We start from the raw sequence: 14,333 nt of genomic DNA on the forward strand, positions 1-14,333 counted from the left end.
TGCGGGTGCGGGTGCGGCCCGGCTCGGGCGGGGGTACCGGCCGGGACCGCGGTACCGCGACCGGGCGCGGGCTGACGGCAGGGTGCGGCCCGGCTCGGGTGCCGGTCCGGCTCGGGTGTTCGGCCCGGACGCGCCCTCCTGGCCAGGGACCCGGAGCCCCGGCGTCCTCCGCGCGTGGTGCGGCGCCGGGTCAGGTGTCACGGACGCGGCCGGACGCCGGGCCCGCCCCGCGCCCCGGCGGTGTTCCGCGCGCCGGTCCCGGCCCGGACCCAGATGGCGGCCCCGCGCCCGGACGCCGTCCCGGGCCCCGGCCCGGCGGCCGCGGTCGCAGCCCCTGGCTCCGTCCGGGCGCAAACCCCGCCCGCTCGACCGGATCCACCGCCTCGGCCGACCCGGCCGCCCCGGCCTCCGGGACCACGACCGGCGACGCCACCCGGACCGGTCCCCGGCCCGGCCCCCGTCTCCGCCCCCGCGCGGCAAGCGGTGCCGCAGGCCGCCGCTGCCGTCGGCGGCGGGGGAGGCGGTGGGCGGCGGGGGGTGCGGCGCAGGGCCGCCGGGGCGGCGTACAGCAGTGCCGCGCCCGCGATCGCGGCCAGGTGCTCCTTTCCCGCGAGGTTGTCCTTCAGGGCGGCCTCGGCGGCCATGGCCGCGGTCACCGCGCCCGCCGTGAGGTACGCCCCGTGGCGCAGGCCGACGTACACCGCGAGCCCGACGACGGCCGCCGACGGGCCGGTGTCGACGACGTGCGCGTCGGCGGGCGGCAGACCCAGCGGGCGGTGCGGACCCAGGGCGAGGCCGAGCCGCGCGTACAGCGTGCCGGTGAGCGTGGCGGCGTAGGCGACGGCCAGGGTGCGCGGCCGGCCGAGGCAGATCTCGGCGACGCCGAACACGCACAGGACCTGTGCCAGCGCACCCCACACCGGCAGGTCGGGCGCCGGGACGCACAGCGAGAGCGGGGTGTGCAGCAGGGCCCGCCACAGTGGGTCGTCGGCCCGTACGACACCGGTCCGCCGCACCAGGGCCTCCCCCCACGGCCGGTGCTGCGCGAAGTACAGCAGCGCCGTCAGGCACACGGCGGCCAGCGTCATCGGCACCGCACGCGGCCCGCGCCCCAGCAGCGGGCCGCGCACGGTGCCGTACACCCGCGCCCACTCGGCGCCGACCCGGCGGACGGCGCGCCCCATCAGGCCCGTACGCCGTGCCCGGCGCACCGCTGCCGCGCCCCCGGCGACCCCGGCGGTTCCAGTGCTCCCGTTGGTCCCGGCGTCCCCGCCCTCATCGCCGGGTCTCCAGCCGCCCCCGGCGGCGCAGCCACTCCGGTAGCCCGCGCACCGCCGGACCGGTGGTCAGGAAGCCCTCGGCGCGGGCCGCCGCGAGGCCGATGCGCGGCAGATCCGCGCTCTTCTCGAAGAGCAGGAACCGCGGCTCCCACACCGGCCGGTACTTGGCGTTGGCGCGGTACAGCGACTCGATCTGCCACCACCGGGAGAAGAAGCCGAGCAGCGAGCGCCACACGCGCAGCACCGGACCGGCCCCGAGCCGCGCCCCGCGCTCGAAGACCGAGCGGAACATCGCGAAGTTCAGCGAGACCTGGGTGACGTGGACCTCCCGTGCCCGGCCGAGGAGTTCGATGACCATGAACTCCATGAGGCCGTTCTCGGCGTCCCGGTCACGGCGCATCAGGTCCAGGGACAGTCCGTGCGGCCCCCAGGGCACGAAGGAGAGCAGGGCGCGCAGACCGCCCTGCGCGTCGTGGCACTCCAGCATCACGCAGCGGCCGTCGGCCGGGTCGCCGAGCCGGCCCAGCGCCATGCTGAAGCCGCGTTCGGTGGGCCCGTCCCGCCAGTCGTCCGCCCGCCGCACCAGGGACGCCATCTCGTCCGGCGGGATGTCCTCGTGCCGCCGTACGCGCACGGTGTACCCGGCCCGCCGCACCCGGTTGTGGGCCTGGCGCACGGTGCGCATGGCCCGGCCCTCCAGGGTGAAGTCGGCGACCTCCACCACCGCCTCGTCGCCCAGTTCCAGGGCGTCCAGGCCGTGGCGCGCGTACACCGTGCCCGCCTCCTCGCCCGCGCCCATCACAGCCGGGATCCAGCCGTGCGCCCTGGCCTCGGCCAGCCACGGCCCGATGGCGCCGGGCCACGCCTCCGGGTCGCCCAGCGGATCCCCGGAGGCCAGCGACACCCCGCCCACCACCCGGTAGGCGACGGCCGCCTTCCCGGTCGGCGACCACACGACGCTCTTCTCGCGGCGCAGCGCGAAGTAGCCGAGCGAGTCCCGCTCGCCGTGCCGGTCCAGCAGCTCGCGCAGCCGCTTCTCGTCGTCCTCGGTGAGCGGGTCGACGGCGCGCCGGGAGCGGAAGGCGGCGTACAGGACGGCGAGGACCAGCGCCGTGGACAGCACGTTGACGGAGACGTCCGCCCAGGGCGGGGTGGCGATCCCGGGGAACCTGGCCTCCGGCGCGGCCACCGAGACCAGCCGCAGCGTGCCGTAGTGCCAGCGCTCGGGCCAGGTCGAACGGGCCGCGTCCGGCGCCTGGTTGGTGACCGTCACCAGCAGGGTGGCCAGCAGCGAGGCGGTCAGCAGCCCGGCCGTCGCGACGAGGGCGGCGAGCTTCGGGTTGGCGCGGTCGCCCTTGGCGTAGAACTCGCGCCGCCCGAGCAGCAGGGCGGCCACGAAGGCGGCGGTGAGGACCAGCGAGACCCAGTTCTGTGCGGAGCCGCGGATCTCCGGCAGCGTCATCGCGACGGCGAACAGCCCGAGGAACGGCGCGCTCAGACCGAGGTTCAGGATCCAGGCGGCCCGCTTGCGCCGCCGCATGGTGACGGCCAGGAAGGCGGCGAACACCCCGGAGGCGAAGCCGGCGGTGAGCAGGTACGGGGTGAACAGGTTCTCCTGGTTGTGCCGCCGCACGTCCTGGCCCAGGGAGACCCACACCGCGCTGAGGAAGTCGACGAACGCGACCGCCCGCAGATACCAGACGGCCCACGCGGCGGCCCGCCGCGCGGTCGCGCCGGTCGGACGGCCCGGACCGGCGACGCGAGCGGATGCGGGTGCGATCGGGGCATATCCCATGAATACGGATCATATGCATGGCGTCACGGCACGGTACGGACGCGCGTCGCGCCGTACCGTGCCGTGTCCCGTTCCCCGGGCGAGTGCCGCCCGCCACGTCACCCCGCGGGGTGACCGCGGGTCAGTCCAGGCCGGAGTAGTCCGTGGGCTCGTCCTCCGGAGCGGCGGCGGCCGCGACGGTCCCGGCGGCGGCGTCGGTCTCGTCGTCGGCGGCGGGCGCCGTCTCGGGCAGCTCGGCCGCCAGGTCCGCGGCGGCCCGCACCAGCGGGAGCGCCAGCAGCGCGCCCGCGCCCTCCCCGACCCGTACGGCGTGGTCGAGCAGCGGCTCCAGCGCCATCCGGTCCAGCGCCTTGGCCTGTCCCGGCTCCCCGCTGACGTGCCCCGCCAGCCACCAGTCCGGCGCCCGGAAGGCCACCCGCTGCGCCACCAGCGCGCACGCCGCCGAGACCACGCCGTCCAGGATCACCGGCAGCTTGCGCACCGCGCACTGGAGCAGGAAGCCGGTCATCGCCGCCAGATCGGCCCCGCCGACCGCCCCGAGCAGTGCCAGCTGGTCCCCGAGCACCGGCCGCGCCCGGCGCAGCGCGTCCCGGATCGCGGCGCACTTGCGCATCCAGGCCAGGTCGTCGATCGCCTCGCCGCCGCGGCCGGTCACCACCGACGCGTCCGTCCCGCACAGCGCGGCGATCAGCACCGCCGCCGCCGTCGTCCCGCCCACGCTGACGTCACCGAGCACCACGAGGTCCGTACCGGAGTCGGCCTCCTCGTCGGCCACCGCGACCCCGGCCCGGAACGCGGCCTCGGCCTCCTCGGGGGTCAGCGCGTCCTCGATGTCGATGCGTCCGCTGCCGCGCCGCACCCGGTGCCGTACGACGTCCTCGGGCAGCGCCCCGGGCTCGCAGTCCAGGGCCATGTCCACCACCCGCACCGGCACGCCCTGGCGCCGGGCCAGCACGGAGACCGGCCGCGCGCCCTCCAGCACCGCCCGGACCGACTGCGCGGCGGTGCCCGCCGGGCGGCCCGACACGTCGAGCGCGGCGATGCCGTGGTCACCGGCGAAGAGCACGACGCGCGGCTGTTCGACCGGCCGCACCGGTACGGCGCCCTGGGCCGCGGCCAGCCACTCACCCAGGTCGTCGAGGCGGCCCAGCGCACCGGGCGGCACGATCTGACGCTCCCGGCGCGCCTCGGCGTCACGCCGCACTCCGCCGTCGGGGCGCTCGATCAGGTCGGAGAAGTCGTCGAGATTCAGCGAGCTCATTCGCCGAACAGTACCGGCCCCGGCCGAACGGGACCGACCCACGTCCCGAAGACCCCGCCACCCCTGCACGGCCGACGCCGCCACCCCCGCACGGCCGACGCCGCCACCCCCGCACGGCCGACGCCGCCACCCCCGCACGGCCGACGCCGCCACCCCCGCACGCCGACGCCGTCGCCTCCGCGCGCCGGGCCGTCGGCACACCCGTACGGCGTCTTCCCGGCCGCGACACGGATCCCATACGTTCCCTTTTGCAGGGAATTGTCGACAGTGGCCGCACGACCGGCCGCCCCGGCCGCTCCCCGCCGTACGCCCGCTCGCCCACCGGGAGCCGACCATGCCGCCCCTGCCGTACGCCCCGCGGGTCTACGACCCGCGCCGCATCGGGTACGCCGCCGAACTCGCCCAGGGCACCGACCGGTTCCACGAGCCGCGCCGCGCGGACTGCCCCTGGTGCGGCTCGCCCCGGCTGCGCACCCGGCTGAGCGCGCCCGACCTGCTCCAGCGCAAGCCGGGCAGATTCGCGCTCGACCAGTGCCGCGACTGCGGGCACGCCTTCCAGAACCCCCGGCTCACCCCGGCCGGACTCGCCTTCTACCACCGCGACTTCGACGAGAGCGACCCCGGCGCGCTGCCCGACCCGGTGCTCGCCGCCCGCCGCAGCCACCGCAGGCACCGCTGGGACGCCCACCTGATGCGCGAGGTGGGCGAACCGGAGAGCTGGCTCGACGTCGGCACCGGCCACGCCCACTTCCCCGCCGCGGCCCGGGAGATCTTCCCGTACACCTCCTTCGACGGGCTCGACCCCACGCCCCGGGTGGAGGCCGCGCGCGCGGCGGGGCGGATCGAGGAGGCGCACATCGGCCACCTCTCCGACCCACGCGTGGCCGAACGGCTGCGCGGACGCTACGACGTGGTCAGCATGTTCCACCACCTCTCCCACGCCCCCGACCCCCGGGCCGAGCTGCGCGGCGCCCTCACCGCGCTGCGCCCCGGCGGCCACCTCCTGATCGAACTGCCCGACCCGCGCAGCGCGTTCGCCCTGCTGCTCGGCAAGTGGTGGCTGCCGCACGGGCAGCCGCGCCATCTGCACCTGCCGCCCGTGCGCAACCTGCGCGCCGCGCTGGAGTCCGCGGGCTGCACCGTCCTCGTCACCGACCACCGCACCCCGCACACCCCGAACGACCTGTCGGCCGCCCTCGCCCTGGCCCTCGCCCGCCTGCTGCCCGCCCCCGACGCCCCCTGGCGGCAGACCCCGCCCAGCGCCCCGCGGCGCGCGCTGCGCACGGTCCTCGCCGCCGCCACCAGCCCGCTGGTCGACCTCGCCGCCCTGCTCGATCTGGCCCTCGCCCCGCTGCTGCGCCGCACCCCGGGCTGCTCGAACACCTACCGGCTCGTCGCCCGCCGCGACACGGCCTGACCCGCCGCGACACGGTCTGACCCGTCCGACCGTCCCACCCGCGCGGACCCGCCCCGGCAGCTTCCGCCGCTTCCGCTGCTTCAGCCGCGCAGGCGCAGCGCCTGGCCCGCCACCACCAGCAGCACCTGCTCGCACTCGGCGGCGAAGGCCGCGTTCAGCCGCCCCAGTTCGTCGCGGTAGCGGCGGCCCGAGGCGGTGGCCGGGACGATGCCCGAACCGACCTCGTTGGAGACGGCGACCACCATCCGCCGGGCGGCCCGGACCGCCGACGTCAGCGCGGCCGTCCGCTCCCGCAGCGCCCGTTCGCCGCCGTCCGCCCACTCCGCGTCGTCCCAGGCGCCCACGGAGTCCATCGCGTCCGTCAGCCACAGCGACAGGCAGTCGATCAGGAGCGGCGGACCGTCCTGCGCGAGCAGTGGCACCAGGTCGCACGTCTCGGACGTACGCCACGAACCCGGCCGCCGCTCCCGGTGCAGGGCCACCCGCGCCGCCCACTCCGTGTCCCCGCCCCGGGTGCCGCCGGTGGCCACGTACAGGACGTCGGGAAAGGCCGCCAGCCGCCGCTCGGCCTCCACCGACTTGCCCGAACGCGCCCCGCCCAGCACCAGCGTGCGCCGGGGCACGTCCGGTACGGCCGCCATGTTCTCGTACGCCCCGATCACCAGCGTGCTGCCGTCCGGCACCGCCCGCGCCCCGGCCGCCGCCAGCCGCCGGGACAGCTCGGGACCCGGCGGCACATCGTGGTCGAGATGGACCGCGACGACATCGGTCGCCCGCCCCACGGCCCCCACCGCCCGCAGCTTCGCCAGCGCGTCCGGCCGTCCCGTCACATCCGCGACGACCATGTCGTACGCAGGTACCGAACCCTCCTCCAGACCGGCCGGGGCGCCGCCCGGCGGCAGATACAGCAGCCGCTTGCCGTCCGGCCCGGTCACCGCGTACCCCGTGCCCGGCGCGTCCAGCGCCACCGCCCGCACCCGGTGCCCGGTCAGCAGCGCCAGCTCCCGCCCGTCCGGCACCCGGCCCGGCTGCGGCAGCCCGGCGGGCACCTCCACGGCCGGACCGTCGTGCGGATGGGACAGCAGCACCTGGGCCACCTGCCCCAGCGACTGCCCGGCCCGAGCGGCGGCGAACGCCACGCCGGGCGTCAGGTCCAGCAGCAGCGAGCCGTCCACGAGCAGCGCCGTCGCCGCGCGGGCCTGCGCACCGAGGGCCGTCGCGCAGGCCGCGCACGGGCAGTGGGGGCGGGGCAGCCCCGCGGGGGCACCGGTACCGAGCAGAGTCACGTCCACGGACCCGATTTTCCCGTGCCGGTGCGGGTCGTGCGCATCCGGCTAGGCTGCTCCGGGCGGGAACCGGATCATGCTCCGCGTGATCCGGCCGCCGATGGGCAGTGTGTGCAGTGGGTGCGCAGTGCGCCCGCAGACGTGTGCCCGTACTCGTGTGCTCGCATCAGGGAGGCGTACATGGCGGCATGGACGTGGCGGTTCGAGACGGCCGACGGGACGGAGGTCCAGCCCGCGGTGGAGCCGGAGGAGTTCACCACGCAGGGCGATGCCGAGTCCTGGATCGGGGAGAACTGGAAGGCTCTGGCCGACGGCGGCGCGGACCAGGTGCGGCTGTTCGAGGACACCGCCGAGATCTACGGTCCGATGAGCCTGCACGCCGACCAGGCCCAGGCGTAGGGCCCGGGGCCTCGCGGACCGGGTCCATCGGACGGTCCCGGCCCGCCGGACGGTCCCGGCGCGGCGGCGGCCACCGACGGCCGCCCCCGTGCCGGGCCCCGCTCACGCTCACTGCTCGCCCAGCGTCACGTCCACCGTCCGCTCGGCGCCGTCGCGGGAGTACGTCACCTTCGTCCGCTGCCCCGGCCTGTCCCCGGCCAGCGCCTCCGACAGCGAGGTGATGTCGGTGATGCCGGTGCCGCCGACCTTGAGGATGATGTCGCCGGGCCGGATCCCCGCCCGGTCCGCCGCGCCACCGGACTTCACCTCGACGACCGCGACCCCGGCGGGCTGGTACGAGGTGTCGATGACGGTGCGCCCGGTGATGCCGAGCGCGGCCCGCCCCGAGTCGACGACCTTGCCGTACCTCACGATCTGCCCGGCGATCGTCCTCACCATGGACGAGGGGATCGCGAACCCGATGCCGGGCGCCGCGCTGCCCCCGAGCTGCGGATCGGTGGCGGCGAGCGTCGGGATGCCGATGACCTGGCCGTCCAGGTTCACCAGCGCGCCCCCGCTGTTGCCGGGGTTGATCGCCGCCGAGGTCTGCACCATGTCGGCGATCGTCGCCCCCGTGCCGCCGCCGCTCTGCCCCTCGCTGACGGTCCGCCCGGTCGCCGACACGATCCCCTGGGTGACGCTCGACGAAAGACCCAGCGGCGACCCCATGGCGAGCACGATCTGCCCGACCGCGACCTTGTCCGAGTCCCCGAAGGCGGCTGCCTTCAGCCCGTCCGGGACCTTGTCCAGCTTGACGACGGCGAGGTCCTGCTCGGGATAGGCGGACACGAGGGTCGCGGTGAGCGTCTCCTCGCTGCCCGCCGTGGTGACGCGGAAGCGCTTCTCGTTGCCGACGACGTGCGCGTTGGTGACGATGTGCCCCTTGTCGTCGAAGACGACCCCCGAGCCGAGGTCGCGGCTCGCCTGGATCTGCACGACCGAGGGCAGGACCTCCTTGATCACCCGCTGGTAGTCGCTCTGGAGGTCGTCCGCCGCCGCCGGGGCGGCCACCTGCCGCCCGCCCGAGGAGGGCGTCGGGGCGCCGGAGGCCGCCGTCTCCTCGGGCCCGGCGGAACCGCTGCACCCGGCCAGCGCGGCGGCACAGCACACGAGCGCGACCAGCGGCCCGGCCGTCCGGCGGCCCCGGACACAGGGACGGCCACGGGTGCGCGTACGGCCGGGTGCGGCACTGCCGGTACGGCTGACGGGGCTGCTACGGCTACGGAAAGCGTCCATGAGCCGAGTCTGTCGCCGGGACGGACACCGGGCCCTGCCGACGCACCCGATCGGGCGGCCGGGCGGCCCGCCAGGGGGAGGAGGGGGCCGAGAGACCGAGGCAGCCGGCCCGGAGAAGGGACCGGGCGGCCGGGCCAGGTCGCCAGGGAGTGCTAGCCCCGCACCCCGCACAGATGCAGCAGCGCTGCCACCGCGCGGTACGGGTCGGTCCGGCCGGCCCGCTCCTCCGTGTCGAGCAGCGTGGCCACGTCCGCCGACGGCTCGGCGCCGTCCGCCGCCGTGTCCGTGAAGACCCGCACCCCGTACCAGGCGTGCAGCGGCGCGCCGATCCCCGCGAGGGTCGCGGTCAGATCGGCGAGCCGGTCCGCCCGTACGTCCAGGCCCAGCCGGTTGCGGTACACCGTCGAGTCGAACGCGGCCAGCGCGGTCGGCCAGTCGCCCATCAGCCCCGGCCGCAGCGCCAGCGCGTCGGCGTTGCGCACCAGCAGCGACAGCAGACCGCCCGGCGCGAGCATCCGGGCCAGCCCCGCCAGCAGCGGGTCGGGCTCCTCGACGTACATCAGCACGCCGTGGCAGAGCACGACGTCGAAGCTGCCGGGCAGGAAGTGCACCCCGGTGTCCTGGCCGTCGCCCTCGACGATCCGCATCCGCGCCCGGATGCCCTCGGGCTCGGCGGCCAGCGCCTCCCGGGCCACGGCGATCATCTTCTGGTCGCGCTCCAGGCCGGTGACCTGGTGCCCCGCACGGGCCAGCCGCAGCGCCTGGGTGCCCTGGCCCATCCCGACGTCGAGCACCCGCAGCCGCTGCCCGACCGGGAAACGCCCCGCTATCTGCTCGTCGAGCTGCCGGGCGACCAGCTCCTGCCGTACGACGTCACGCAGCCCGCCGAGCTTCTGGAGCCAGGCGTCGGCCGCGCCCCCGGAGAAAGCGGTCGTACTCAGGGCCGCTCTCCACGCTTGACCTGCGGCTTGGGCAGCCGGAGCCGGCGCATCTGGAGGGAGCGCATCAGCGCGTAGGCGACGGCGCCCTTGCGGCTCTGGTCCGGGAAGCGCTCCGCCAGCCGCTTCTTCAGCCGGAAGACGCTGAGGACCGAGTCGAGCACGATCAGCACGATCACCACGAGCCACAGCAGCAGCGCGAGGTTCTGCAAGTAGCCGACGCGCACCATGCTCAGCACCAGGATGACCACGGCCATCGGCAGGAAGAACTCCGCGATGTTGAACCGCGAGTCGATGAAGTCACGCGCGAACTTGCGCACCGGGCCCTTGTCACGGGCCGGGAGGTAGCGCTCGTCGCCGCTGGCCAGCGCCTGGCGCTGGCGCTCCATCTGGACGCGGCGCTCCTCGCGCTGCCGCTTGGCGGCCTCCTTGCGGTTGGTCGGCGTGTTGGCGACGCTGCGGCGCTGGCCCTGGGCCTCACTCCTCTTCGGCGTGGGGCGGCCCTTGGGCGCCTGCGGGTCACGGGGCTGCTTGGAGATGCTCACCGTCGTCTTTTCGGCGACCGGCGCCTTCTCTTCCTTGGCACGGCTACGGAACACAAATCCCAAGGGTACGGGCTCGACCCGCATGGACCCCAGCCCGGTGGGGAACGATCCGGCAACACCGGACGTCTTAAGGGGACAGGGGGAAGACGGTCCGCACTCCGGCCGGGCCCACAGTCGGGGTCACCTACTCCCTACGCCGGATCGGGAACGCGGTCAGTCGTCCTTGGGGATGACCGCATCCGTTCCCGAACAGTGCGGTAATGGTTGCAGGGCCCGTACTGTGGGTTCTGTCGCAGAGCTGTGAGCTGGAGTCCGTCAGAAGGGGGCGCGCGAAGCCCATGAGCGGTGTCATGAAGCGTATGGGGATGATCTTCCGCGCGAAGGCGAACAAGGCCCTTGACCGGGCCGAGGACCCGCGCGAAACCCTCGATTACTCGTACCAGAAGCAGCTTGAGCTGCTCCAGAAGGTCCGCCGCGGCGTCGCCGACGTGGCGACCAGCCGCAAGCGCCTGGAGCTCCAGCTGAACCAGCTCCAGCAGCAGTCCGGCAAGCTGGAGGACCAGGGCCGCAAGGCGCTCGCGCTCGGCCGTGAGGACCTCGCCCGCGAGGCGCTGTCCCGCCGTGCCGCGCTCCAGCAGCAGGTGACGGACCTGGAGACCCAGCACTCCACGCTCCAGGGCGAGGAGGAGAAGCTCACCCTGGCGGCCCAGCGGCTCCAGGCGAAGGTGGACGCCTTCCGCACCCGCAAGGAGACCATCAAGGCGACCTACACGGCGGCCCAGGCGCAGACCCGGATCGGCGAGGCGTTCTCCGGCATCTCCGAGGAGATGGGCGACGTCGGCCTGGCCATCCAGCGTGCCGAGGACAAGACCGCGCAGCTCCAGGCCCGCGCCGGTGCGATCGACGAGCTGCTCGCCTCCGGTGCCCTGGACGACCCCACCGGCATGGCCAAGGACGACATCGCCGCCGAGCTGGACCGCATCTCCGGTGGTACGGATGTGGAGCTGGAGCTTCAGCGCATGAAGGCCGAGCTGGCCGGCGGCTCCTCCGCCGACCGCCAGGCCATCGAGGGCGGCCAGGGCCAGGGCCAGGCCCAGCCCCAGCAGCAGCCGCAGGACACCCCGCGCTTCGACAAGCAATGAGCACCGTGGCCCCGGCCACCCCGCCGAGGAGGGCGACATGATCGTACGGATCATGGGGGAGGGACAGGTGAGGCTGGCCGACGACCACCTCGCCGAGCTGGACGAGCTGGACGACGAGCTCCTGGCCGAGATGGAGAAGGGCGACGGCCCCGGTTTCCGCCGGACGCTGTCCGCCCTCCTCACCAAGGTCCGGGAGCTGGGCGAGCCCCTCCCGGACGACGCCCTGGAGCCGTCCGAGCTGATCCTGCCCGCCCCGGACGCCGGCCTGGACGACGTACGCGCCATGCTCAGCGACGACGGCCTCATCCCCAACTGAACCCTGCTCGGTGCCCGGCCCCCGCCGCCAGGCCGCGGGGCCGGCCTCCGGGCGGGACGTTCCGGGAGGCGCACCGGAGGCGTCCGGTGCGCGCCGGGAGCGGCGCGCGCCCCGGCCGGAGCCGATGACCCGGCCCGCAGTCCCGTACCGGGCCCCCGCGCCTCGCAGCCACCCGGGCCGGGTCCGGAAACCGCGTGAAGCGGCTCACGGAGCCGGTGGCCCGGCCCAGGGTCCCGGCCCCGTCCCCCGTGTCGCCCGTATCGGGCCGCCGGTTCACGGCCCTCAGACGGCCGCCGGGTTCCCCGCGCCCGCGCCCGCACCGGCCACGGCCCCGCCGATCGCGCGGCACCGGCCCGCCGCGCGTCCCCGCGCCGCACGGGCCATTCGTGCCCCCGCGGGCCACCCCACCCGTCCCACGGGCCACCCCACCCGCCCCCACGGGGCACCCGTCTCACGGACCCAACGCCCCACGCCCCACCCGCCCCAAGAATCCCCCGCACCCCCCGACCCACCCCCACCCCGCTTCCCGCCGGACGTGCCCGTGTCCGGCGCGCTCCCCGTACCGTTGGCAGGCGTGAGCCCCCTCGACCGCATGCGCAGCCGGCTGACGGCGCACCCCTTCGCGCTGGACGCGGCCATCGCCGCGGGAGTGCTGGTCTGCATGGTCGCCGGTTCCTTCGTGGAGCCGCGCGGCGAGCACGGCGTCAGCTGGGCGGTGCGCCATCCGGAACCGATCAGCCTGGTGCTGATGGCCCTCGGCGCCGCCGCGCTCGTCTTCCGCCGCCGCGCCCCGCGCGCCGTGCTCGCGGTCACCGGCGCCGTCTCGCTGGCCGGCTGCCTCACCGGCGACCCGCGCGCGCCCGTCGCCATGGCGGCCGTCATCGCCCTGTACACCGTCGCCGCCACCACCGACCGCCCCACCACCTGGCGCCTGGGCCTGTCCACCATGACCGTGCTGACCGGGGCCGCCATGCTCGGCGGCCCCGAGCCCTGGTACGCCCAGGAGAACCTCGCCATCTTCGCCTGGACCGGCATGGCCGCAGCGGGCGGCGACGCCGTCCGCAGCCGTCGCGCCTTCGTCAGCGCCATCCGCGAACGCGCCGAGCGCGCTGAACGCACCCGCGAGGAGGAGGCCCGCCGCCGCGTCGTCGAGGAGCGCCTGCGCATCGCCCGCGACCTGCACGACGTGGTCGCCCACCACATCGCGCTGGTCAATGTGCAGGCCGGGGTCGCCGCCCACATCATGGACAAGCGCCCCGACCAGGCCAAGGAGGCCCTCGCCCATGTCCGCGAGGCCGGCCGCTCCGCGCTGAACGAACTGCGCGCCACGGTCGGGCTGCTGCGGCAGTCCGACGACCCCGAGGCCCCCACCGAACCGGCCCCCGGCCTGGACCGGCTCGACGACCTCGTCGGCACCTTCCGCAGCGCGGGCCTGCGCGTCGAGGTCGCCCGCTCCGACGGCGGCGCCCCGCTGCCCGCCGCCGTCGACCTGGCCGCGTTCCGCATCGTCCAGGAGGCCCTGACCAATGTGCAGAAGCACGCGGGCAGCGGGGCCGCGGCCGAGGTCAGCGTCGTACGGGTCGGACCGAACGTGGAGATCACCGTGCTGGACGACGGCGCGGGCGCGGACGGTGCCCCGGGCGCCGACGGGGGCGGCCACGGGCTGCTCGGCATGCGCGAGCGGGTCACCGCCCTGCGCGGCACCCTCACCACCGGCCCCCGCTACGGCAGCGGCTTCCGCGTCCATGCGATCCTTCCCGTCAGGACCGACACCGGCACCACCGCCCGTACCGGTGGCACCGGTGGCACCGCGACCCGCGCCCCCGGTGAGCCCGGCACCGGCACCGGTTCGTGCACCGCCCGCACCCGCACCCGCGCCCCGGGGGACCCCGTATGACCATCCGTGTCCTGCTCGCCGACGACCAGGCACTGCTGCGCAGCGCCTTCCGCGTGCTCGTCGACTCCGAGCCCGACATGGAGGTGGTCGGCGAGGCGACCGAGGGCACCGAGGCGGTGCGCCTGGCCAAGGAGCAGCGCGCCGACGTCGTCCTCATGGACATCCGGATGCCGGGCACCGACGGCCTCGCCGCCACCCGTCTGATCAGCGCCGACCCGGCCCTCGACCAGGTCCGCGTGGTCATCCTGACCACCTTCGAGGTCGACGACTACGTGGTGCAGTCGCTGCGCGCGGGCGCCTCCGGCTTCCTCGGCAAGGGCAGCGAACCCGAGGAACTGCTGCACGCCATCCGCACAGCCGCCGCCGGGGAGGCCCTGCTGTCCCCGGCGGCCACCAAGGGCCTCATCGCCCGCTTCCTCGCCCAGGGCGACGGCACGGACGACGGCCGCGACCCGGTCCGCTCCGCCCGCCTCGACGCGCTCACCGGCCGCGAACGCGAGGTGCTCGTCCAGGTCGCCGGGGGCCATTCCAACGACGAGATCGCCGAACGCCTCACGGTCAGCCCGCTGACCGTGAAGACACACGTCAACCGGGCCATGGCCAAGCTGGGCGCCCGAGACCGCGCCCAGCTCGTCGTGATCGCCTACGAGTCCGGTCTGGTCCGCCCCCGGGTGGACTGAGCCCCTCCACCCCCGGTACATCCAGGGGTGGAGCGGCCTCTACCCGGGCGTACTGCGGCCGGAGTAGGCGTACCGCGCGGAATTGGACCAGGGGGCTACGGA

At 75.6% G+C, this 14,333-nt stretch carries 13 protein-coding genes; 6 read left to right on the forward strand and 7 right to left on the reverse strand.

Annotation, left to right across the window (positions count from 1 at the left end; genetic code table 11):
* Window positions 1-197: 197 nt before the first annotated feature.
* The 3 genes from B086_RS46235 to cobT all read right to left on the reverse strand — a co-directional run bounded on the left by B086_RS46235 (window position 198) and on the right by cobT (window position 4,336).
* Window positions 198-1,184, reverse strand: a complete 987-nt coding sequence (locus tag B086_RS46235) for a hypothetical protein (protein WP_018567386.1) — start codon at window positions 1,182-1,184, stop codon at window positions 198-200.
* A 91-nt stretch (window positions 1,185-1,275) separates the two neighbouring features.
* Window positions 1,276-3,075 carry a phosphatidylglycerol lysyltransferase domain-containing protein gene (locus B086_RS0115785; RefSeq protein ID WP_018567387.1) on the reverse strand — a complete coding sequence of 600 codons (1,800 nt, stop codon included), beginning with the start codon at window positions 3,073-3,075 and terminating at the stop codon, window positions 1,276-1,278.
* A gap of 121 nt (window positions 3,076-3,196) precedes the next feature.
* Entirely contained in the window at window positions 3,197-4,336 is a 1,140-nt protein-coding gene (cobT, locus tag B086_RS0115790; protein ID WP_018567388.1) for a nicotinate-nucleotide--dimethylbenzimidazole phosphoribosyltransferase, read from the reverse strand.
* Between the two features lie 334 nt (window positions 4,337-4,670).
* Here cobT and B086_RS0115795 point away from each other — a divergent pair, with 334 nt between their 5' ends.
* On the forward strand, window positions 4,671-5,753 hold the full coding sequence (locus B086_RS0115795; protein ID WP_018567389.1) for a class I SAM-dependent methyltransferase: 1,083 nt from the start codon (window positions 4,671-4,673) through the stop codon (window positions 5,751-5,753).
* An 80-nt stretch (window positions 5,754-5,833) separates the two neighbouring features.
* Here the strand turns inward: B086_RS0115795 and B086_RS0115800 are convergent, their stop codons facing one another.
* Window positions 5,834-7,045: a bifunctional adenosylcobinamide kinase/adenosylcobinamide-phosphate guanylyltransferase gene (locus B086_RS0115800; protein WP_018567390.1), complete on the reverse strand. Its 1,212-nt coding sequence runs from the start codon at window positions 7,043-7,045 to the stop codon at window positions 5,834-5,836.
* A gap of 174 nt (window positions 7,046-7,219) precedes the next feature.
* On the opposite strand from B086_RS0115800, the gene B086_RS0115805 reads away from it, so the two are divergent.
* Window positions 7,220-7,438 (forward strand): hypothetical protein, encoded by a 219-nt coding sequence (locus B086_RS0115805; RefSeq protein WP_018567391.1) that lies wholly within the window; start codon window positions 7,220-7,222, stop codon window positions 7,436-7,438.
* A gap of 108 nt (window positions 7,439-7,546) precedes the next feature.
* Here the strand turns inward: B086_RS0115805 and B086_RS0115810 are convergent, their stop codons facing one another.
* From B086_RS0115810 to B086_RS0115820, 3 genes are all read right to left on the reverse strand, one after another.
* Window positions 7,547-8,599: a S1C family serine protease gene (locus B086_RS0115810; protein ID WP_026252468.1), complete on the reverse strand. Its 1,053-nt coding sequence runs from the start codon at window positions 8,597-8,599 to the stop codon at window positions 7,547-7,549.
* Between the two features lie 266 nt (window positions 8,600-8,865).
* Complete coding sequence (locus B086_RS0115815; RefSeq protein ID WP_026252469.1) at window positions 8,866-9,570, reverse strand: methyltransferase domain-containing protein; 705 nt, start codon at window positions 9,568-9,570, stop codon at window positions 8,866-8,868.
* An 80-nt stretch (window positions 9,571-9,650) separates the two neighbouring features.
* Window positions 9,651-10,280 carry a DUF3043 domain-containing protein gene (locus B086_RS0115820; RefSeq protein ID WP_078509960.1) on the reverse strand — a complete coding sequence of 210 codons (630 nt, stop codon included), beginning with the start codon at window positions 10,278-10,280 and terminating at the stop codon, window positions 9,651-9,653.
* 254 nt (window positions 10,281-10,534) lie between these two features.
* Between B086_RS0115820 and B086_RS0115825 the strand changes: the two genes are divergently transcribed.
* The 4 genes from B086_RS0115825 to B086_RS0115840 all read left to right on the forward strand — a co-directional run bounded on the left by B086_RS0115825 (window position 10,535) and on the right by B086_RS0115840 (window position 14,231).
* Window positions 10,535-11,338, forward strand: a complete 804-nt coding sequence (locus B086_RS0115825; RefSeq protein WP_199790757.1) for a PspA/IM30 family protein — start codon at window positions 10,535-10,537, stop codon at window positions 11,336-11,338.
* A 37-nt stretch (window positions 11,339-11,375) separates the two neighbouring features.
* Window positions 11,376-11,654 (forward strand): PspA-associated protein PspAA, encoded by a 279-nt coding sequence (gene pspAA, locus B086_RS0115830; protein WP_018567396.1) that lies wholly within the window; start codon window positions 11,376-11,378, stop codon window positions 11,652-11,654.
* 574 nt (window positions 11,655-12,228) lie between these two features.
* Window positions 12,229-13,551, forward strand: a complete 1,323-nt coding sequence (locus tag B086_RS40095; protein ID WP_078531124.1) for a sensor histidine kinase — start codon at window positions 12,229-12,231, stop codon at window positions 13,549-13,551.
* Window positions 13,548-14,231 (forward strand): response regulator, encoded by a 684-nt coding sequence (locus B086_RS0115840; RefSeq protein ID WP_018567398.1) that lies wholly within the window; start codon window positions 13,548-13,550, stop codon window positions 14,229-14,231. Before B086_RS40095 ends, B086_RS0115840 begins: the two co-directional genes overlap by 4 nt.
* Window positions 14,232-14,333: the final 102 nt, after the last annotated feature.

The organism is Streptomyces sp. PsTaAH-124 (assembly GCF_000373685.1).
Lineage (GTDB): Bacteria > Actinomycetota > Actinomycetes > Streptomycetales > Streptomycetaceae > Streptomyces > Streptomyces andamanensis.